Origin of the sequence: Komagataeibacter melaceti (genome assembly GCF_003403295.1) — a bacterium.
In the GTDB taxonomy this organism is placed as follows: Bacteria; Pseudomonadota; Alphaproteobacteria; order Acetobacterales; family Acetobacteraceae; genus Komagataeibacter; species Komagataeibacter melaceti.
Map to the genome: position 1 here is coordinate 20,074 of NZ_QUWV01000022.1, position 19,903 is coordinate 39,976.

At 61.2% G+C, this 19,903-nt stretch carries 17 protein-coding genes and 7 pseudogenes; 15 read left to right on the forward strand and 9 right to left on the reverse strand.

Annotated elements, in window-relative coordinates; genetic code table 11:
• Position 1 precedes the first annotated feature (1 nt).
• From DY926_RS02690 to tnpC, 3 genes and pseudogenes are all read left to right on the forward strand, one after another.
• Positions 2 to 538, forward strand: a complete 537-nt coding sequence (locus DY926_RS02690) for an IS66 family transposase (protein WP_116701973.1) — start codon at positions 2 to 4, stop codon at positions 536 to 538.
• A 22-nt stretch (positions 539 to 560) separates the two neighbouring features.
• Positions 561 to 1,592 (forward strand): IS110 family RNA-guided transposase, encoded by a 1,032-nt coding sequence (locus DY926_RS02695; protein WP_039732521.1) that lies wholly within the window; start codon positions 561 to 563, stop codon positions 1,590 to 1,592.
• 330 nt (positions 1,593 to 1,922) lie between these two features.
• A pseudogene (tnpC, locus tag DY926_RS02705) lies at positions 1,923 to 3,062 on the forward strand (IS66 family transposase); the annotation flags it as partial.
• 29 nt (positions 3,063 to 3,091) lie between these two features.
• Here the strand turns inward: tnpC and DY926_RS02710 are convergent.
• Both DY926_RS02710 and DY926_RS02715 read right to left on the reverse strand, forming a co-directional pair.
• Positions 3,092 to 3,934 (reverse strand): annotated as a pseudogene (locus tag DY926_RS02710) (IS110 family RNA-guided transposase); the annotation flags it as partial.
• A gap of 256 nt (positions 3,935 to 4,190) precedes the next feature.
• Positions 4,191 to 5,062: pseudogene (locus DY926_RS02715) on the reverse strand (IS3 family transposase); the annotation flags it as partial.
• Positions 5,063 to 5,231: 169 nt separating this feature from the next.
• Here DY926_RS02715 and DY926_RS02720 point away from each other — a divergent pair.
• Together DY926_RS02720 and DY926_RS02725 are read left to right on the forward strand one after the other, a co-directional pair.
• The gene (locus DY926_RS02720) at positions 5,232 to 5,474 is read left to right on the forward strand and encodes a type II toxin-antitoxin system Phd/YefM family antitoxin (RefSeq protein WP_116701974.1); all 243 of its coding nucleotides are present in this window, start codon (positions 5,232 to 5,234) and stop codon (positions 5,472 to 5,474) included.
• Entirely contained in the window at positions 5,471 to 5,896 is a 426-nt protein-coding gene (locus DY926_RS02725; RefSeq protein WP_116701975.1) for a type II toxin-antitoxin system VapC family toxin, read from the forward strand. The genes DY926_RS02720 and DY926_RS02725 overlap by 4 nt, the downstream gene beginning before the upstream one ends.
• Positions 5,897 to 6,429: 533 nt before the next feature.
• Here DY926_RS02725 and DY926_RS02730 read toward each other — a convergent pair.
• A pseudogene (locus DY926_RS02730) lies at positions 6,430 to 6,627 on the reverse strand (hypothetical protein); the annotation flags it as partial.
• A gap of 12 nt (positions 6,628 to 6,639) precedes the next feature.
• On the opposite strand from DY926_RS02730, the pseudogene DY926_RS02735 reads away from it, so the two are divergent.
• A pseudogene (locus DY926_RS02735) lies at positions 6,640 to 7,448 on the forward strand (IS3 family transposase); the annotation flags it as partial.
• 223 nt (positions 7,449 to 7,671) lie between these two features.
• Here DY926_RS02735 and DY926_RS02740 read toward each other — a convergent pair.
• A pseudogene (locus tag DY926_RS02740) lies at positions 7,672 to 8,619 on the reverse strand (transposase); the annotation flags it as partial.
• On the opposite strand from DY926_RS02740, the pseudogene DY926_RS02745 reads away from it, so the two are divergent.
• A pseudogene (locus tag DY926_RS02745) lies at positions 8,614 to 8,880 on the forward strand (integrase core domain-containing protein); the annotation flags it as partial. The pseudogenes DY926_RS02740 and DY926_RS02745 overlap by 6 nt on opposite strands.
• 25 nt (positions 8,881 to 8,905) lie before the next feature.
• On the opposite strand, the gene DY926_RS02750 reads toward DY926_RS02745, so the two are convergent.
• Both DY926_RS02750 and DY926_RS02755 read right to left on the reverse strand, forming a co-directional pair.
• On the reverse strand, positions 8,906 to 9,790 hold the full coding sequence (locus DY926_RS02750; RefSeq protein WP_023524212.1) for an iron-containing redox enzyme family protein: 885 nt from the start codon (positions 9,788 to 9,790) through the stop codon (positions 8,906 to 8,908).
• Between the two features lie 19 nt (positions 9,791 to 9,809).
• On the reverse strand, positions 9,810 to 10,718 hold the full coding sequence (locus DY926_RS02755) for a methyltransferase (RefSeq protein WP_014106869.1): 909 nt from the start codon (positions 10,716 to 10,718) through the stop codon (positions 9,810 to 9,812).
• 40 nt (positions 10,719 to 10,758) lie between these two features.
• Between DY926_RS02755 and DY926_RS02760 the strand changes: the two genes are divergently transcribed.
• Positions 10,759 to 11,838: an ATP-grasp domain-containing protein gene (locus DY926_RS02760; RefSeq protein ID WP_116701976.1), complete on the forward strand. Its 1,080-nt coding sequence runs from the start codon at positions 10,759 to 10,761 to the stop codon at positions 11,836 to 11,838.
• A 96-nt stretch (positions 11,839 to 11,934) separates the two neighbouring features.
• Here DY926_RS02760 and DY926_RS02765 read toward each other — a convergent pair whose 3' ends face one another.
• Positions 11,935 to 12,744: an ABC transporter permease gene (locus DY926_RS02765; protein ID WP_010509899.1), complete on the reverse strand. Its 810-nt coding sequence runs from the start codon at positions 12,742 to 12,744 to the stop codon at positions 11,935 to 11,937.
• Entirely contained in the window at positions 12,741 to 13,370 is a 630-nt protein-coding gene (locus DY926_RS02770) for an ABC transporter ATP-binding protein (RefSeq protein WP_025440182.1), read from the reverse strand. Before DY926_RS02770 ends, DY926_RS02765 begins: the two co-directional genes overlap by 4 nt.
• A gap of 284 nt (positions 13,371 to 13,654) precedes the next feature.
• Between DY926_RS02770 and DY926_RS17780 the strand changes: the two genes are divergently transcribed.
• Together DY926_RS17780 and DY926_RS17785 are read left to right on the forward strand one after the other, a co-directional pair.
• The gene (locus DY926_RS17780; protein WP_237701062.1) at positions 13,655 to 14,008 is read left to right on the forward strand and encodes a multicopper oxidase domain-containing protein; all 354 of its coding nucleotides are present in this window, start codon (positions 13,655 to 13,657) and stop codon (positions 14,006 to 14,008) included.
• Positions 13,935 to 14,303: a copper oxidase gene (locus DY926_RS17785; RefSeq protein ID WP_233045913.1), complete on the forward strand. Its 369-nt coding sequence runs from the start codon at positions 13,935 to 13,937 to the stop codon at positions 14,301 to 14,303. The genes DY926_RS17780 and DY926_RS17785 overlap by 74 nt, the downstream gene beginning before the upstream one ends.
• Here the strand turns inward: DY926_RS17785 and DY926_RS02785 are convergent.
• A complete protein-coding gene (locus tag DY926_RS02785; RefSeq protein WP_023524214.1) occupies positions 14,215 to 14,616 on the reverse strand; it encodes an RcnB family protein in 402 nt (133 codons plus the stop codon). The genes DY926_RS17785 and DY926_RS02785 overlap by 89 nt on opposite strands.
• A 121-nt stretch (positions 14,617 to 14,737) precedes the next feature.
• Between DY926_RS02785 and DY926_RS02790 the strand changes: the two genes are divergently transcribed.
• From DY926_RS02790 to DY926_RS02810, 5 genes are all read left to right on the forward strand, one after another.
• The gene (locus DY926_RS02790; RefSeq protein ID WP_014106863.1) at positions 14,738 to 15,091 is read left to right on the forward strand and encodes an ArsR/SmtB family transcription factor; all 354 of its coding nucleotides are present in this window, start codon (positions 14,738 to 14,740) and stop codon (positions 15,089 to 15,091) included.
• Positions 15,088 to 15,510 carry an arsenate reductase (glutaredoxin) gene (arsC, locus tag DY926_RS02795; RefSeq protein WP_053324044.1) on the forward strand — a complete coding sequence of 141 codons (423 nt, stop codon included), beginning with the start codon at positions 15,088 to 15,090 and terminating at the stop codon, positions 15,508 to 15,510. Before DY926_RS02790 ends, arsC begins: the two co-directional genes overlap by 4 nt.
• Positions 15,510 to 16,805: an arsenic transporter gene (locus DY926_RS02800; RefSeq protein WP_010509914.1), complete on the forward strand. Its 1,296-nt coding sequence runs from the start codon at positions 15,510 to 15,512 to the stop codon at positions 16,803 to 16,805. Before arsC ends, DY926_RS02800 begins: the two co-directional genes overlap by 1 nt.
• A 20-nt stretch (positions 16,806 to 16,825) precedes the next feature.
• Positions 16,826 to 17,524 (forward strand): arsenical resistance protein ArsH, encoded by a 699-nt coding sequence (gene arsH, locus DY926_RS02805; protein WP_007396744.1) that lies wholly within the window; start codon positions 16,826 to 16,828, stop codon positions 17,522 to 17,524.
• A 628-nt stretch (positions 17,525 to 18,152) separates the two neighbouring features.
• Positions 18,153 to 19,754 carry a B12-binding domain-containing radical SAM protein gene (locus tag DY926_RS02810; protein WP_186336049.1) on the forward strand — a complete coding sequence of 534 codons (1,602 nt, stop codon included), beginning with the start codon at positions 18,153 to 18,155 and terminating at the stop codon, positions 19,752 to 19,754.
• Positions 19,755 to 19,903 lie beyond the last annotated feature (149 nt).

A 19,903-nucleotide genomic window follows, 5' to 3' on the forward strand; every position in this document is an offset into this window, starting at 1 on the left:
CATGACGGGAGACACGGACGACATCATCGCCTTGCGCGCAGCACTTGCCGCTGCCGAGGCGCGTGCCCAGGTCGCCGAACTCCGGGCGTCTACTGCCGAAATCCGGGCCACTGATGCAGAAGCGCGCGCGGCCAGCGCCGAAGCGCAGATTGCCCATCTCAAACATCTTATCGCGCGGATGCGCCAGGACCGTTTCGGCGCCTCGTCGGAGCGGGGGCGCCGCCTGCTGGCCCAGCTCGAACTCGAACTGGAAGAGCTGGAGACGACACTCGCCGAGGACGCGCCCGAAAATGCGGCGGATCCCGCCGTCCGCGCGACAGCACCCAGGAGCAACCGGGGGCGCCAGCCCCTGCGTGCCGATCTGCCGCGCGAGCGGGCCGTCATCCCCGCACCGACACAGTGTCCGTGCTGTGGCAGCGATCGTCTGAGCAAACTGGGGGAGAGCGTCACCGAGACGCTGGAGGTGATCCCGCGCCAGTTCAAGATGGGGTGGACGGCCTCCATGCGGCATCAATGTGCCATGCTGGGGTCGGAATGACCATTCAGAGGAGACCGCCCGGATGAAAATTACCATGATCGGCCTGGATATCGCCAAGTCCGTTTTTCAGGCGCACGGCACAGATGCAAACGGAAAATGTCTTCTCAAGCGAAAGCTCGGGCGCAGTGAGGTTGCCTCATTCTTCGGGAAACTCGAGCGGTGTCAGGTCGTGCTCGAAGCTTGCGGCACATCGCATCATTGGGCGCGCGTCATCCGCGATGCGGGTCATGACGTGAAACTTATTCCGCCGGACATGGTCAAGCCGTTCGTCAAACGTGGCAAGAAAAACGACGCTGTTGACGCCGCAGCCATTTGTCTTGCGGCACTCCATCCCGACACGCGCTTCGTCCCGATCAAAAACGAAGAACAGCAAAGCCTGCTCTCGTTACACTCAACGCGCACACTATTGGTCAAACAGCAGACGATGCTGGTCAATGCGTTGCGCGCGCTTGCAGCGGAATTCGGCTTGATCGTGCCGTTGGGAAACAGTCGCCTGCCCGATCTTCTGGCGAAAATCGAGACATCACCCGATTTGCCCGACGTCATGAAGCAGACTGTCATTTTGCTCTTCGAACAATACGGAAAGTTGAGTGAAAGCATCGGATGCCTGGAAAGGCGAATCCAGGCGCACGCCAGGCAGGACGAAGATGCCCGTCGTCTTTTGACAATACCCGGCATCGGCCCGATGACCGCGTCCTTGATCGTGGCATCTGTCACGGATATCGACACTTTCGAAAGTGCGCGGCACTTCGCGGCCTGGCTTGGACTTGTGCCGCGCCAGCACTCGTCCGGCGGAAAGGTCCGGCTGGGCAGGATTACGAAAACGGGCAACCGGGAAATAAGGAAGCTGCTCGTTCTGGGGGCGACATCCATGTCCTTCCGCGCGCAGAAATGGACAAGCGCCGCAGGGGCATGGCTTTGCAAGCTTCTGGAGCGTCGCCCAACACGTCTTGCAACCATCGCACTTGCCAACAAACTGGCCCGGATCGTCTGGGCTCTCCTGTCGCGCAAAGAGATCTATCGTCCGGCCGGCCGCAATGTCGCTGTAATCTGACATGCGCTGCCAAGACGATGGATGCCGGGGTTCGCCCCGGTAGATCCGGCAGAATGCACTGACCAGCGTGATGGGAAGACTGTAATTCAGGAACAGTTCAGGCGATACCGTTGGATGACATGTGCCATCGAGCACGTTTTCAAGATTGGTGCCTGACACGCAAGCGCACACCCATAATGGCCAGCGAAAAACGTCGCACAAACAGGCCGGACATAAGGGCGCACCTGACCGGATCCCCGCATCCTGCGAGCAGCGATGCATTCCACCGAGAAAACAAGATTTAGAGAAACGCAGAGAGATAACAAATGTGATCCATTGCATCGAACCGGCCGTCCACATAAGGTCATCCAGACGGTGCGGGAGAAGTTCACCTGCCGGGACTGCGAGAGCATCACCCAGCCACCCGCCCCCTTCCATCCGATCGCGCGCGGACGCGCCGGCCCATGGCTGCTGTCGACCATCCTGTGCGACAAGTTCCTGCAGCATCTGCCGCTGAACCGCCAGAGCGATGCCTTTGCCCGCGAAGGGATCGATCTCGACACATCAACGCTGGCCGACTGGGTGGGAGCCTGCACCGCGACGCTGGCCCCCCTGACTACGCTGATCCGGGCGCATGTGCTGGCGGCACAATGCCTGCACGCGGATGACACCACCGTGCCGGTTCTGGCGAAAGGCCGGACAGTCACCGGACGATTATGGAATTATGTGCGTGATGATGGTCCATTTGGTGGGCCAGCACCTCCAGCCGTCTGGTTCCGGTATTCCCGGGACCGCAGGGGCGAACATCCCACGGACCATCTCACCGGCTGGACCGGCATTTTGCAGTCAGACGCCTATGCGGGTTATAACACTCTGGCGAAACCGGGACGCCAACCCGCGCCGGTTGTCTCCGCCGGATGCTGGGCGCATGGACGCAGGGGACTGTTCAAAATCGCCGAGAGGGACAAGGCGCCCCTCGCCATAGAGGCAGTAGGCAGGATCGACACCATATTCGAGGCCGAGCGCGCCATCAACGGCACGACCGCGGCGCACCGGCTAACGGTCCGTCAGGAGAGCATCGCGCCACTGGTTACGGGTCTGTTCGACTGGATGCGGGAGTGTTGCCGGCGCATGTCGACCAAAAATCCCGTTGCCCACGCCATGAACTATTTTCTACGGCGTGCCGATACATTCACACGATTCCTCACAGATGGCCGTATCTGTCTGACGAACAATGCAGCAGAACGCGCCCTACGCGGCATCGCCCTGGGCAGGAAAGCCTGGTTGTTCGCCGGGTCCGATCGTGGCGGAGAGCGCGCCGCCGCCATGTATTCCCTGATCGTCACCGCGCGCCTGAACGATGTCGATCCCCAGGCATGGCTCGCCGATGTCCTGACACGGATCAATGACATTCCCAATCCACGCCTCCATGAACTCGTGCCCTGGCACTGGAAAGCCCACCAGCAGGTCCACAATACCATCGCCGCCTGAATACGCCCGCGTCTCTCGCCGGATGGTTACGTCTTTCCGGACGAAGCCGGAACAGGGGTTACGCCGCAAAGAGCCGCGAAGCTTGCCTCGGATTTCAGCCGTTCGGGATTGTCGCCAGCCGTCAGGAGGAGCTGCGCCGCTCCGTTGTGACCAATGGAATTGCGCTTTACGAGGTCGGGTGCCAATTCCTCGACGATCGTCTTGATCATGAGGTCCAACTCGCCAATTTCGTCATGCAATTCGAGATAACGACGCGCAAGAGACTTGAGGCTGATCCGATAGGCAGCCTCGAGATCGCGATAAGCAGTGAGGTCAGGCCGGGAAGCTGCGAGCGTGCGGATCAGCTGCATCCGGGTCATCGAGCAGAGGTGCTCACGAAGAACGTCCGGCGCTGCGACGATCGTATTCTGGATCATCTGTAAAGCGATTTTACGGCCGTTTACAGCGGTTTTCCTGCATGCCCGCAGGCCTCTGGGCGCTTCCACCATGCCGTCTCTGCGGCGCGGAGTAACAGTTCTCCGGCCTGCAAAAGCGGCGTGGGCGGCGCTTTGGGCATCCAAATCGTCACTCTTCCCCCGTCGACGACGGTCATGCCGATCGGGCGCCGTGACCTCCAGCACCTCGACCCCGGCGCCTTGCAGATAGCGCAGCAGCCCGGCGCCATAGCTGCCTGTCGATTCAACCCCGACACGCAGAAGATCGCCCGCCGCGCGCATCCATGCCAGCATCTGTCGATAACCCTGCCGTGTGGCGGGAAAGCTCTGTGTGCCCAGAACACGATCTTGCTCGTCGACAATGGCCGCAACGTGCAGATCCTTGTGGGTATCGACACCACCAACGACAGTGCGCGCTACTTTTTCGTTTCCATCCATGACCGTTTCCCCGACTGATCGCTGTCAATGGCTCAGCCGCGGTCCGCTGCATGGACAGGACAGTCACGAGACCAGTCAGGTCAGGCCCTTCTCGGGTCACAAGCAATGGCCGAGGCAAAGCCTCCTCGCGAGGTGCTCCCGAGCGGTCGACAGGTCCAGGGAAAGACACAGCGGTCGATCGGAGTGCGGGTCAAACCGCTCCGGGCACCTCGCGGCGCCAGTCTACCGTGGTCGATCAGTGTTTGAGACAAACCGTCCGGGAGCTGGCTACCATCTTCTGACTGTCAGTATTGAAAATTTCCGGGGCGCCATAGCGCGTGAGGGCATCCTGTAGCGCCTCGATACAGAACTCCGCATCCATCGTGTTCGACAGACGCCAGGACAGGACCTTGCGGGTGAACCAGTCCATGACCGCCACGAGATAGAGAAATCCCCGTTTCATGGGGATATACGTGATATCGGAACACCAGACCTGGTTAGGCCGATCAATGACCAGACCCCGCAGCAGATACGGATATTTCCGATGCTCCGGATGGGGCACGGTCATGCGCGGCTTCTGGTAGACCGCCCGCAGGCCCATGATCGCCATGAGCCGCCGGACCCGCTTGCGGCCGACTTCATATCCCAGGCGGCGCAGATACCATGTCATCTGCCGTGAGCCATAATATGGCGTTTCCAGGAACTGGGCGTCGATCAGCCGCATCAACGCCAGATTGGCCTCGCTCTGCGGCACAGGCCGATAGTAGACGCCAGACCGGTTCAGATGCAGCAGCAGGCATTGCCGGACAATGGAAAGGCGCGGTCGCTGTGGGTCAATCATCTGCCGCCTCTGATCACGCCCAACCGAGCAGAGGCATCGCGTAAAAAATCCCGTTCCACGAGCAACTCGCCTATCTTCGCGTGCAGTTTCTCTACGTCAGCAGGGCTGACCGGGGGCTCGGCCACCGGCTTCCCCGAAAAGGTCGCCGCCATCCCCTCGATCGCCTGCCGTTTCCACTGGGCGATCATCGTCTGATGCACACCATGTTTCGATGCCAGTTCCGCCAGCGTCAGTTCCCCACGGATCGCTTCCAGGGCAACCCGTGACTTGAACTCCGCCGCATACCTCTTGCGCGTAACCTTACCCATAAGACCCGTCCTCTCTCAGGTCGGATTATAGCTTATCGCCCTGTCTGAAAAAATGGGGCCACCTCTCTTCCCACCAGCCAGCCAGAATCGGGTATCCGACGCATATTCTGTTAGGTAAGGCGACATTTTTCCGCTATAAAGTGACTAGTTTAGTGGTTCGGAGTCAAGGATGCAGACAGTCAATCTGGTAGAAGCCAAAGCCCATCTCAGTCGTCTGGTTGATCTGGCGAAGGATGGAGAGTCCGTCTGTATTCTTCGTCGCGGCAAGGTTGTTGCGCAACTTGTCAAGGCGGAGCCGGTACGTAAACCCATTGCCGCGAGTGCTCTTCGCTTGCTGACCAACGCTATGACACCGCAAAAGGAATCTGCTGCAGAAACTGTCCGTACCATGCGTGATGAGGCAAGGTATTGAGCCTTTATATCGATACATCGGTTCTTGTGGCGGCTCTAACCAATGAAGGAGAAACGACCCGAATGCAGGATTGGCTTGGTGCCCAAGCGCCTGAAGATCTTTTTGTCAGTGATTGGGTAGTCACCGAATTCTCTTCTGCCCTGTCGATCAAGCTGCGCACAGGCCAGATAACTGTCACGGATCGAGCGAACAGTCTGGCCATGTTCACCCGTCTTTGCGCAGAAAGTTTTGGTGTCGTGCCAGTGACCAGTCAGAACTTCCGGACGGCGGCACGGTTCTCGGATCAGTACACTCTGGGTCTTCGTGCCGGAGATGCCCTCCATCTGGCGGTTTGTGCGGATCATGGCTTAACACTGTGCACCCTGGATCGTCGTCTTGCCGAAGCGGGGCCTCAGGTCGGTCTGGCGACAACGCTGATATGATCGATCCTTGACTGAGGACCGTTGGAAAATATCGTGAATTGAGGGTTGCGATCACGAGATGGATTATGAACGTGAAGATCCATCTATCTTGTTGTCAGCCACTGCGTCTTGTCATGAGCGTTGCAGATATGCCTGATCGTTTGTTGGCATAACAAATATTATAGAACGTCTTGTGTTCTAAGATAGAGAGGGTACGATATTTCCCATGAGACGGCAGAACTAATCTCCCCCGCAGATTTGGAGCGTGTCTGACCATACCCGGCCTCTGGCTGTGTGGTCCAGGATCATCTTACGCCATTCCACTAGCAGGTGATCGGCAAGCATAAATCCGCCTTAAATCAGGAGTGAACCGTATCGCGACAAGGGCGGGCATGTAGAGCGTCTGCCGAATATAAGTGCACTCACGGCTTATGAAGCTTTTCCCTGCTGCGCGCCCGACTGGCGTGGAAAAGGCGGCATTCAGGCAAGAGAGCCGCAGCCTGCGTTTCGTCCATGGCTCCAAGTTCAGGCATATCGCCAAGAAGCGTTTGTTACCGCCACGGATCAGGGTATCCTGCTGCTTCCGCATGCATCCATCCTATCTTGCGCGGTTCGTTGCCAATCAGGACATAGAGAAAGGCACACATCGACATCGCAACGCGTTTCTGCGTAAACAGCGGCGCGATCCGCTCCTTTGCTGCCCGTGACCCTGCCCCCTGAAATGCCCTCGATTTGAAGTAAGGTCTGTCCATAGGAGACAGACGATGAAGGAAGCACGTTTCACGCAGGAGCAGATCATCGGGATCCTGAAGGAGCATCAGGCGGGCGCTACGGCGACCGATCTGTGCCGCAGGCATGGGATCAGCGATGCGACCTTCTGCACGTGGCGATCGAAATACGGCGGGATGGAAGTGTCCGAAGCGCGGCGGCTCAAGGCTCTTGAAGAGGAGAACGCGAAGCTGAAGCGGCTTCTGGCGGAGAGCGTGATGGACGTCTTGACCCTGAAAGACCTGCTGGCAAAAAACTAGTGACGCCCGGTTTGCAGCGGGAGGCCGTGACCTGGGCGATGACTGAACGGGATTACTCGCAGCGGCGAGCTTGCCGCCTGATCGGCATGGACCCGAAGACGTGGCGCTGTGCGTCACGCCGCCCGGATGATGCCGAGGCGCGCAGTCGGCTGCGCGATCTTGCGGGCGAACGAGGCCGGTTCGGCTACCGGCGCCTGCACATCCTCCTGAAGCGCGAGGGAGTGACCATGAACCACAAGAAGCTGTTCCGGCTGTATCGCGAGGAAGGACTGTCGGTCCGCAAGCGTGGCGGCCGGAAACGGGCAATGGGCACGCGCTCGCCAATGATGCTGCCCGAAGGTCCCAATCAGCGCTGGAGCCTGGATTTCGTCTCGGACGCGCTGAACAACGGACGGCGCTTCCGCGTGCTGACAGTGGTGGACGACTACACGCGGGAGTGCCTGGCGCTGGTGGCGGATACGTCGCTGTCAGGCGAACGGCTCGGCCGCGAACTCGACCGGATCGGGGAACATCGCGGCTTTCCCATGATGATCGTCAGCGACGACGTCCTATATCGGGAAGCATCCGGTCGATTTGGCAACACGTCTCCATCGGCAGTTTGCACTGTCGTTGAAAAATACTGCAAGCAAAAACCAGGCGGTCTCCACCGCAAAATAAAGGTGCTCCCTGCCATAGCAAACACAGAGTCCAGATCGGCGTGATGGCGCCGTGGCTCTAACCGTCCTGAAGATGGGATGCGATAACCCAGGTGGAGGACCCAAACATTGTCTACAGGGTCGCTGAAGCGCCCTCACGGCACTGAGTGAGAGGGGTTCCTCCACCTGGAACCGGCCCCTCAACAAAGAGCCGGTAATCGTCACCGCGTTTAATGATCGCGTGCACAACGCGTCCCATCTTTGCGGTGATGGCTGTGAACGCCTTGCGGCGCAGGTCCGGATCATGCCGGTCCCTGGCCACATAGCGATCGAACTTGTCACGGAAGCTGTTCTCGCGCTGACGAATGGCGGCCTGAGCTGCCATCCACAATGTGCGGCGCAACCGAGCATTGCCGCGCTTGGACAGCTTCGTTTTGCCGCGATACTGACCCGACTGGTAGGTGGACAGATCCAGACCGCAGAATTTGAGAAATTGCCGATGATGACGAAAACGTCTCAGATCGCCTGCCTCGGCCAGGATTGTCAGGGCATGGATCGGCCCGATGCCTGGCACCTGCTGCAGACGCCGGAAATCGGCATGCTCGCCCAGCAGTTCGATTGCCGCGACCTCAATGTCGTCGCGCTGGGCAATCAGGCGCCGTGCCTCTCCCAACACCAGCCTGAACATCCTGATCGCAGGAGCATCCGGGGCAATCGGCAAGGCGATGGATGTCTGGGCTGTTTCCCAGATGTCGCCAAGTAGACGAGACTTGCTGACCTTGCGACCGACGACGTCCCAGGCTGCCGCGACAAACGCATCCTTGCCGAGCGCCGTGATGCTGGCCGGAACCGGGAATTGCTCGAGCATAGCGAAAAACCAGTCGCTGCGGGTATTGCCCCTGAAACGCTCGATCTCCGGAAAATAAAGCGGCAGATAATGGGTAAGGATCCGGTGCTGGACCTCAGTTTTGGCACGGAAAATCACCTCGTGCGTAACGGACAATTCCTGAACGTCATTGATCCTGTTGGCCAGCGGATCGTGATACGGTTTGGTTGCACCGATCTGGAGCATGTGCAGGAAAGACGGTCGGTGCTGTGGCACTACATCGCACCAGGCAAGCCGCAGCAGAACGGGTTCATCGAAAGCTTCAACGGCCAGTTCCGGGACGAATGCCTCAACGAGCACCTGTTCCGAAACCTCGTCCACGCTCGGACGGTCATCGACGCCTGGCAAGCCGACTATAACGTCGTCAGGCCCCACACCAGCCTCAACGGCATGACACCAGAAGCTTTCGCCCAACACACCAACAAGGTATACAACAACCCACAGACCCTAACTTAAAACTGAGGGCACGCTCGGGGTAGGGTCACTTCAGGCCCAGATGATCCCGATAGCTGCGAAAGCAGGCCGCGCCACACTCCAGCCGCATCAGCGCCCCTTCGGCGATGGCCGGGGCACGACGCGGATCTTCCTCGATCAGCGGAACGATAACCTCCGCGTTCCACGCCGCGGAATGACGCACATCCAGCACGGCATGCAGGTCGAAATAATGCCGGTCATCCGGTTGTACGCCCAGTCGCTTCAGCCCGGCCGCAACCATGGCGGCCCGGCCCGGCGCGGTCAGTTCGATCACGCCCAGCGCGCCGATGCACTGAAACGCCAGATGCCGGTGACAGGCCAAACCGGCCATGGCGTTGGCCAGGGCCAGCGACTGCCAGACCGTATCCTCCGGCCGGGGCCGCAGCCCGAGGGCATGGACCAGATGCGCCAGCATCGGCCCGTGCATGCCGGCTTTCCGGCCATGCCCCATTTCATCCCAGTAATTACGCGCCAGTTCCAGCTTGGGGCGCGTTGGCATGCGCACCTGCACCAGCGCCGTCAGGTCCTCGAAACCGGCTTCTCCCGCTGCTTCCTGTTCCACAAACCAGCACATGGCCGCACGCGGCGCTTCATGCGCCAGCCAGGGGAACAGCCGGTCGCGCTGTCCGGGACCGGTTTGTTCCAGTCCCTCAAACCATGCAAGGAATGCCGCAGGCTCCCGGGGCGCCCGCGCGGCGCGTGGCGCAACCCGCGCACGCAGCGCGCGCAGAAAACCGGCTTCCCCCGCCAGCAGGCGGGGCAGGTCCACACCTGCCCTGCCGTCCTCCTCCGGCAGGCAGGGCGTCAGGCGCAGGCGATTGAGCCTGGCCAGGGCCAGATGGAGATCCCGCTGCGTCCGTTCGATACTGTCGCCAGCCACGATATCGTTCATTGGGGCCATTCCTGTCCTGCTATCGCTGTATCACGGTCAGGCAGATCACGGCGATCCGCTCTGCCACGGATAACGGGCCGCCTTCCAGTTCCTCGCCAAATACATCCGGGTCGAGTTCACTGGCCGCCCACGTGAAATCCCTGCCATCCAGCAGGGCCGCCACATCGCGCAGGAAAGGGTTGTCCCCATCAATGATCGCGGTCCCGGTATACAGCAGCAATGTCCCGCCGGGCGCCAGCCGCTCCATGGCCGTCCTGACGACCGCCAGCGACAGCCCCTCCCCCAGCCTGCCGCCACCGTTGCGGTACAGTCGGCAACCGGGGTCCGGCAGGTAGGGCGGATTGGAGAGGATCAGGTCGAATTCACCCGCAAGCCCCGACAGGAGATCACCCTGCCACGCCCTGATGCCATCAACGCCCGCAATACGCGCATTGATGCGCGCCAGCCGCAGGGCACCGGGGTTGATATCGACCATCACCACCTCGGTCCCCGGACAGGCCTGCGCGACCATGATCGCACCGAGGCCCGTGCCGCAGCCAATATCCACCGCCCGCACGGGCGGCGGGGCGGAGCGCAGATGAGCCGCCAGCACCGCGCCGAACCGGTAGCTGTCCGGGCCAAAAAATACTGCATCCTCGGCGTCGGTGGGAAAGGCGGAATGGAAGAACCCGTTGCCCCCCAGCGTCGAGAACCGGAACCGGCTGCGCCAGGCCCCGTTATCAGCAACGAGCATCCCCGCCTCCATCGCCTGCGCGAAGAGGGGCGCGGGCAGCGCATCACGCCGGAAAGACCGGCTCCAGCCAAAAATATCGACGGGGTTCGCTGCCCACCCATTGCCCGGCCGCGCATTGACACGGCGCTGGGTCTCTGGCGTGGGGCAGACGAACCTGTAGCCTGATCGCAACAGCGTGATGCCCACCTGTTGCATTGCGTGATCCCGAACTGCCGCGGGGAAGATAGGATTGTCCATGATGAAGCCCCAACGCAGCACGAATGACGCCTGTTCCCACCATGCCAGCAACGGCTTTGGCGCGATGGAACGGCTCCCGAAGCCGGTATTGTGTATACCCCTTGTCCTGCAGTGGCTATGGCTGGGGCTGCGCTACCGCAGCCTGACGCTGCCATCGGTCGTCAACCCGGCGATCGAGACCGGGGGACTGGCTGGCGAATCAAAAGCCGCCTGCCTAGCCCGGATCAGCCCGGAGCACGCGTTATGGGTCGCCCGCACCGTCCTCGTCTCTCCCGCTGACATCCCGGCGGCAGCGTCCATGGCGCGGACACTGGGCTACCCGCTGGTTGCCAAGCCCGATATCGGCTGGTGCGGCCATGGCGTGCGACGGATCGATACCGTGGATGGGCTAATGGCCTACATTGCGGCCTTTCCCCCCGACGCCAGCTTCCTCTTGCAGGAATTCGTGCCCGGCCCCCTTGAGGCCGGGCTGTTCTACTACCGTGGCCCGACCGAAGCCCATGGCCGCCTTATCGGTCTCGCCATCCGTCATTCCCCACAGGTCACGGGCGACGGCGTGCGTTCCATCGCGGCCCTGATGGCCGCGGACCCACGGCTGTGTTCGCGGATCGGGCATTACCGGCGCGCCCTCTCCACCAGAGGGATTGACCATGTTCCGCCGCGTGGCGAACGCGTCATCCTTGGCACGGTCGCCTCCCTGCGGATGGGCGGCCGCTATGAGAACGCCATGCGGCTGAATACCCCCGCCCTTGAAGGACGCGTCGATGCCATAGCCCGCTCCATGAACGGCTTCCATTTCGGTCGCCTGGACGTACGTTTTGGCAGCGAGGCGGCCCTGCAACGCGGAGAGTTCCGGATTATCGAAATCAACGGCGCCGGATCCGAAGCCATCCAGTTCTGGGACCCGACGATGCGCCTGCGGGATGCCTATCGTGGCGTGTTCGCCAAGCAGGCGGCCCTGTTCGCGCTGGCGGCCCGGATGCGGGCCGATGGCGCGGTCCCGATCAGCGCAATGGCGCTGGCCACGGCATGGTGGCGGCAACTCAGGCTGATGCGGCGCTATCCTTCGTCCAATTAGTTCATATGTGCAGCCCGGATCATGATCTGGAAACAGGCTCCGCATCTGTATGACCCTGATCGGCGCTGTCATGCCATGATACGTGGTTCCACCGCCTCACCCCTTCTGCAATCGGGGAAGCAGGCGTTCCAGCCGCAGCCTCCCCCGGCTGTCCGTCAGCCGCCAGGCTGCCAGGTAGGCCGCGGCTGTCGCGCCGATCAGGTTGCCACTGACGATAAGTGACATCAGCAGGACCTGGTACCTTGAGGCTGCCAAGGGGTTCATCCCCGCCAGGATCTGCCCTGTCATGATTCCGGGCATGGTAATGATCCCGGCGGCCGCCATCTGGTTCAGCGTCGGCAGCAGGGCCGTCCGGATGGCCTGGCGAATCAGGCCGTTCATTGCCTGCGCGCGGGTCGCGCCGAGAATGATCCGCGCCTCGATGGCCTGCCGTTCGCGCGTGATGGCGGACAGGAGTGTATTCATCGACAGGCTTGTTGCATTCATGACATTGCCCAGCAGCAGGCCCGTCAGGGGAATGGCCGTGCGGGCCACATACCACGGGTGGGGCTGGAGGCCGGTCAACAGCCCGATCAGCACCACGATGACCGTCCCTGTTACCGTGGAGGCACCCGCGATCCCGAAATGCCACCACAGACCAAGGCGGACCTGCTGGCGTGACCCGGCTTCCCGGGCGGCGGCGGTGAACATGAAGGCCAGCAGCCCGATGGTCAGCCACACGGAGGCATGACCAAACACGAACAAAAGCACACTGCCGACAAGCGCAAGCTGTACCGCCATGCGCACGGCGGAAACCAGCAGCACCCGCTGCAACCCCAGCGACAGCAGGAACGACAGCGCGCTGCCGATGGCGATCAGGGCAGCGGCCACCAGCATGTCCCCGGTCGTCAGCACTATGGGTGTCATGGCGCGATTTCTTCCATGTGTCCCCGTGCCATCCGGAACCGCGTCCCGGCCATGCGCCCCGCCTGCCCCATGTCGTGCGAGACCAGGACAATGGCCGTCCCCTGCGCCCTTGCCTCCTGAAGAACGGCTTCAACCCTGTCCGTCGTGGCGGCATCCAGCGCCGAACAGGGTTCATCAAGCAGCAGGACACGGGGATGCAGCAGCAGGGCGCGGATCAGGGACAGCCGCTGGCGTTCCCCCGTGGACAGGCGTGACAGCGGCGAGCGCAGGCAGTCTTCCCGCAGGCCAAGGCGCGCGACCAGCGCGCGCACCGCGTCCGTATCCACCATGTGGTCCAGCACGATATCGGACCACCACGCGGGTTCCGCCGGGACATATTGCACCAGGCGGCGCCACTGCGCCGCAGGCATGCCCGAGCAGGCCTGTCCATCGATGCGTGCATCGCCTTCATGCGGGTCAAGATCCGCGATCATGCGCAGCAGTACCGACTTCCCGCTGCCTGATGACCCGGTGATCGCCACGCACGCCCCCGCCGGGACAGTGAATGCAAACGGGCCACCATGGACGCTGCGCAAGGCCAGTACCTCCAGCGCCACAGGCCTGGCCTGATCTGTCGCTACAGTCATCCATCCTCCTGAACAGCCATCCCTGCCCGTTCGCGCGAAGACATCAGCCACGTTGCGTCCAGTCCCGGGCCTTTTCCCATATCTGAATTTCTCGATATGAGGAAATATTATATCCTCGCCGGACATGGCGACCGGCATCGCGCCGGTGTGCATGGCCCGGGCTACGGTCCATTTATGGACAGGTCCCGGCGACAGGACGGCCTGCCCCCGCGCCAGCCCGATGAAACCGGCCAACGCTGTAGGCGTTGGGAACCCTGCCTGTTTGCCCATAATCGGATATTACCATGATGCTGGATCGCCGTTCCTTTCTGGCATTGTCCGGACGAACGACGCCGGCGGCCATGATCCCGCGCCGGGGCCGTGGCGCTGGCCCCGTCATGGGTGGAAAAGCGGACCATACGCTGCGGATCGCCACGGGACAGGTCGAACTTGCCCCCGGGCGCATCATTTCAACCACGCTTTATAATGGCCAGTTTCCCGGCCCCCTGCTGCGGCTTGAGGAAGGCAGGCTCAGCGTGATCGACATCTTCAATGATACCGATACGCCGGAACTGGTGCATTGGCATGGCCGGGGGCGATCTCAACCGTGGTACCTATACCGGGCAGGTCGGGCTGGTCTATATCGAGCCGAAGGATAATCCTGGCGCCCATGACCGCGAGATATTCCTTGTGCTGAAGGAATTCGCGCCATTCTTCAGCCGTGGCGGCGACATGGCGGTGGGTGCGCTTGCGGGCGACCCGGTAGCCGAACTCCAGCGGCTGGGAAAGGGCGCCGACGCGGTCGCCACGCAAGGGACGAAGGGGTTCGAGGTCGGCTACAGGTCATTCACGATCAACGGCCCATTCAATAAGGTGGCGTATAAGCTGGTGCAGCCGGATAGGGCGCCGTCGGGTAAGCAGGCACGACCGGTACAGGCATCGCCACGCCTGTAGTGGCAGCAACCACGCCCGCGATCAGTCCGGTTACCGCCGCCACAAGCAGGTACTGCGCTCCGGACTGCATCCAGTAATAGCCTGATGGCGGTGCCCACAGGCCATGGTAGCGCCGCCAGTCACGGCCCCGCCACTGCCGCGACCGCCAGTTGACATAATACTCCCCCCTTCGCCAGTCCCTCATATGGCCATGGCCACGCTCCCCGCCACGACGGTCATGACCGCCATGCCCCCATGGCGGATCCGCACGGGCCGTCGCACTGGTCAGGATCAGGCAGGCTGACAGGATGGCGGCCGGAAATCGATCTATCATGGTGCCTCCATCGGCAAGCAGGGTAAGGAACACAGGCTCTCATGGCTTATGCATGAACGTACGCCCCCCCCGCGCCAGGACAGGGATTGACATTATTTTATATATCCACAATCAAAGATATATGGATATGGAATCGGCCCTTGCCGCGCTCAGCGCCCTGTCCCAGTCCACGCGGCTGGCTATCTTCCGCCTGCTTGTGCGCCATGAACCGGACGGCCTGCCCGCCGGAGATGTCGCTCGCCATCTTGATATGCCGCAGAACACGATCTCGACCCACCTGGCGATCCTGACACGTGCCGGCCTGCTGAGCGCGCAACGCCACAGTCGGCAGATCGTCTATCGCGCCTGTCTTTCTCGCCTGCGCGAGCTGATGCTTTTCCTCGTCAAGGATTGCTGCGCGGGCAGTCCCGAACTCTGTGCGCCCCTGATCGCGACCCTGTCCTCCTGCTGTCCGTCCCCGGAATCCTGCTCATGACCATCACGATCTATCACAACCCGGCCTGCGGCACGTCGCGCAACGTGCTGGCACTGATCCGCAACAGCGGCGAGGACCCCTGCATCATCGAATATCTGAAAACCCCACCAAGCCGTGCGGAACTGGTCAGTCTGATCGCCCGTATGGGCGTTCCGGTGCGCTCGGTCCTGCGGGAAAAGGGCACGCCCTTTCACGAACTCGGCCTCGATAATCCGGCCCTGACGGATGATGCGCTGATCGACGCCATGATCGCACACCCCATCCTGATGAACCGGCCGATCGTCGTCACTCCGCTGGGTGCGGCGCTCTGCCGCCCGTCCGAGCGGGTGCTGGACATCCTGCCCAACCCGCAGCGGGGCGCTTTCATCAAGGAGGACGGCGAGAAGATCATCGATAAATCCGGCAAGCGGATCGTTTGATGCTGGCGCTTCTGATTTTCGTTGCCACGCTGGTTTTTGTCATCTGGCAGCCCCGAGGGCTGGGCATCGGCTGGAGTGCCATGGCAGGCGCCGCCATGGCGCTGGCAGCGGGCGTGATCCACTGGCACGATATTCCTGTCGTGTGGCACATCGTCTGGGATGCGACCTTTACCTTCATCGCCCTGATCGTCATCTCGCTGCTGCTGGATGAGGCCGGGTTCTTCCATTGGGCCGCCCTGCATGTGGTGCGCTGGGGCAAAGGGCGAGGCCGGACGCTCTTCCCGCTGATCGTGGTGCTGGGAGCGGTCATTGCAGCGGTTTTCGCCAATGACGGCGCGGCCCTGCTGCTCACGCCCATTGTCATCGCCATCCTCACTCAACTCCGCCTGAGCCATACTGCAGCCCTGGCCTTCATCATAGCGACCGGCTTCGTCGCGGACACCACCAGCCTGCCGCTGGTCATCTCCAATCTGGTGAACATCGTCAGCGCCAATTTCTTTGGCATTGCGTTCGATCGCTATGCCACGATCATGGTCCCTGTCGATCTGGTAGCACTTGGTGCAACGCTGGCCGTCTTGTGGCTGTGGTACCGGCGGCAGGTGCCTGCGACCTATCCCGTCGCCGAACTGCCCGCACCTGCCACGGCCATTCGTGACCCTCATGTATTCCGAGCGGCATTTCCGCTGCTAGCCCTGGTTCTGGCGGCCTATTTCCTGACCGCGCCGTTTCATATCCCGGTCTGTGTCGTAGCCTGCCTGGCCGCCGCAATCCTGCTGCTCGTCGCCGGATATGGCCGGGTGATCTCTGTTCGCATGGTGCTGCGGGGTGCCCCGTGGCAGATCGTGATCTTCTCCCTAGGCATGTATCTGGTGGTCTATGGGCTGCGCAATGCCGGGCTGACCGACTATCTTGCGACCGCACTGGTCTGGCTCGGTCATCAAGGGACGTTCACGGCCACCATCGGCACCGGCTTTCTGGCGGCTGTTCTGTCGTCCATCATGAACAATATGCCGAGTGTGCTGGTCGGGGCGCTGGCGATCCAGCAGGCTCACGACATCACGCCGCTGACACGCGACCTGATGATCTATGCCAACGTCATCGGCTGCGACCTCGGGCCGAAATTCACGCCCATTGGTAGTCTCGCAACACTGCTGTGGCTGCATGTGCTGGCATCCAAGAATCATCGGGTCACGTGGGGGCAATACATGAAGGTCGGGCTGGCCATCACCCCGCCGGTCCTGCTGGCCACGCTCATCGCGCTGGCCCTGTGGCTGCCCCGGGTCAGCCACCCGTAACGCATGAAGGGAACCGCTCCATGACCGCACCTGACCTGCCCGCCCTGCATCCGGAATATCTCGAACGGGTTGACCTCGCGCGGCTTGAGCCACACCCACGGGTTGACCATCCGCCCCGCATCCTGCTGCTCTATGGCTCGCTGCGACCACGCTCGTTCAGCCGCCTGCTGGTGCTGGAGGCGGAGCGCATCCTGAAAGCCCTCGGCGCGGAAACGCGGATATTCGACCCGACCGGCCTGCCGGTGGCGGATTCCGTACCTGCCACCCATCCGAAGGTGCAGGAACTGCGCGCACTCTCGCTCTGGTCGGAAGGCCAGGTCTGGTGCAGCCCCGAACGGCACGGTAACATAACCGCTGTGTTCAAAAACCAGATCGACTGGTTGCCACTGTCCGAAGGCTCGATCCGTCCGACGCAGGGCCGCACGCTGGCGGTGATGCAGGTCTCAGGCGGATCGCAAAGCTTCAATTCCGTCAATGCCCTGCGGGTTCTGGGCCGATGGATGCGGATGTTCACCATCCCCAACCAGTCCAGCGTGCCGATGGCCTATACGCAATTCGGTGATGATGACCGGATGAAGCCCTCCCCGCTCTATGACCGCATGGTGGATGTCATGGAGGAACTGATGAAGTTCACATGGCTGCTGCGGGACCGGGCCGATTACCTCGTTGATCGCTATAGCGAGCGCAGGCAGGACCATCGCCCGCCTGAAGCGCGGTGAGGCCGGGACGGGACGGAACCGTTCGACGTGTTGATTGCGGATGGCGGCCATGCTGCGGGGCCGTAAGCCTGCTACGCTCCAGCCAACGCCAAAGCGGCAACACTTCAGGCTTACCGTATCCGTGATCCTGTGATCTGGATTAATAAACCCCAATCTTCGTGCGACCATCTTGTCGCTTTATCAAAGCTCTTGTAAAAACAAAAAGAAATACTTTGTCATGAACATAGCGTTATGGAATCTTTCCAATTGAAAACCTCCATAAACAGTAAAATCCGTCACGATCCACAAGAAACTACCAAGGTTCTTGTGGTCAACACCCTCCTGGCGTGAAGACAAACACCGTGTCCTGATTTCGCATATAGCGATCTTCCTATACCGCCTTGATGTGCCTGGGCATCATAGCCTGCTCATGCCGTTGGCCACGGTCGTTCGAGATTACCAGGATAAAAGCAATAGTGGCGGTCACCGATATTGTACCGGCCCACCTGACCGACACCACTACGAAAGGGGTTCACCCCATGTCACCCTTACAGTCGAGTTGCGCCCTGCCTGAGGCTGCCACGTCTCGAAATGGACGGGAAGGCATCTGTCTTGATCATGACCAGTCCTTGCAGCAATGGATCCTTGCATGATGACCGAAACCTGCAAGGTCCTGATGATCTTCCCGCTTTTCAACGCCAATTCATTCTGGAACTACAAGGAAGCCTGCGATCTTGCGGGCGCACGCTATCCGGCGGCCCCCCTTGGTCTGGTCACGGTCGCAGCCCTCCTGCCCCGGGACTGGGAAGTCCGGTTGGTCAACCGCAATACCGAAGACCTTGTGGATGCCGATTACGACTGGGCCGACATGGTCATGACCGGCGGCATGCTGCCGCAGCGCAATGATGCGCTGCACATCATCGAGACCTGCCGCGCGCGCGGCAAGCCGGTGGTGGTGGGTGGCCCCGACGTGACCTCTAGCCCATCGCTTTACAGCGCCGCCAATTTTCAGGTTCTGGGCGAAGCCGAGGAAATCATGCTTGATTTCATCGCCGTCTGGCGCAAGGGAGCGCGCGAAGGCGTATTCGAAGCGCCGATGGGCAAGACCGATGTCACGAAAAGCCCACTGCCCCGCTTCGACCTGCTGAAGCTGGACCAGTACCTGCATGTTGGCATCCAGTTCTCGCGTGGGTGTCCGTTCAGTTGCGAGTTCTGCGACATCATTGAACTCTATGGCCGAGTGCCGCGCACCAAGACCAATGCGCAGGTCATGGCCGAACTCGATGCCCTGTACGCGCTTGGCTATCGCGGACATGTGGATTTTGTCGATGACAACCTGATTGGCAACAAGAAGGCGCTCAAGAAATTCCTGTCCGACCTGAAACGCTGGCAGAACGAGAAGAACTTTCCATTCGAGTTCTCGACCGAGGCATCGATCAACCTTGCCGATGATGCCGACCTGCTGCGCAGCCTGGCCGATACCAATTTCTTCGCCATATTCGTCGGCATCGAAAGCCCGGATACAGACTCCCTCGTGCTGATGCAGAAAAAGCAGAACACGCGGCGCAGCCTGCAGCAGAGCATCGAGACAATCCACAAGGCCGGGATTTTCGTCAATGCGGGCTTCATCGTGGGTTTCGACAGCGAAAAGGGCAGTGTCGCCCAGGGCATGATCGACTGTATCGAGGATACGTCCATCCCAGTCTGCATGGTCGGCCTGCTTTACGCCCTACCCACGACGCAGCTGACGCGGCGCCTGCTGGCGGAGGGCCGCCTTTTTTCCGGCAGTGAACAGACGCAGTCGGGCGACCAATGCACGGCGGGGCTGAATTTCGAGACAAAACGCCCGCGTCGCGACGTGCTGAACGATTACAGGACGGTGCTTGCGGCCATCTATGACCCAGTCGCCTATTTCGGCCGCGTGCGCAGGCTGGGCCGGATGCTCGGGCGCAAGCGCACGCACCGGATGATAAAGGGTGATTTGCGCAGCTTTGTCCGGCTCATGTTCCGCATCCACCGTGCGGGGCCGGGAACGGCCGGGCAGTTCTGGCGCATGATGCTGGACTGCGCCCTGCATAACCCGCGCGCGCTGCCCTATGTGGTGATGACAAGCGCGCTTTACCTGCATCTTGGCCCGTTTTCACGCCAGGTCATTGCCGAGATCGACCGCGAGATCGCGGATGTGGAACAGGGCCGCTGGCATGTGCCGCCCGTTGTACGTCATGTCAAGGCAGAACTCGTGCCAGCCTAAACCGTGTTAAGGGAAGATGAAGGAGTATGCATGATGTACAATAAAGGCGCTAATATGCATTAGAGGTGGACCCGTCTGTTCGGACAGTTTTTGGGTTTGAATAAGCTATACCCGGTTGTTGTTATGCCGCCATTCTGACGGCGTTGCTG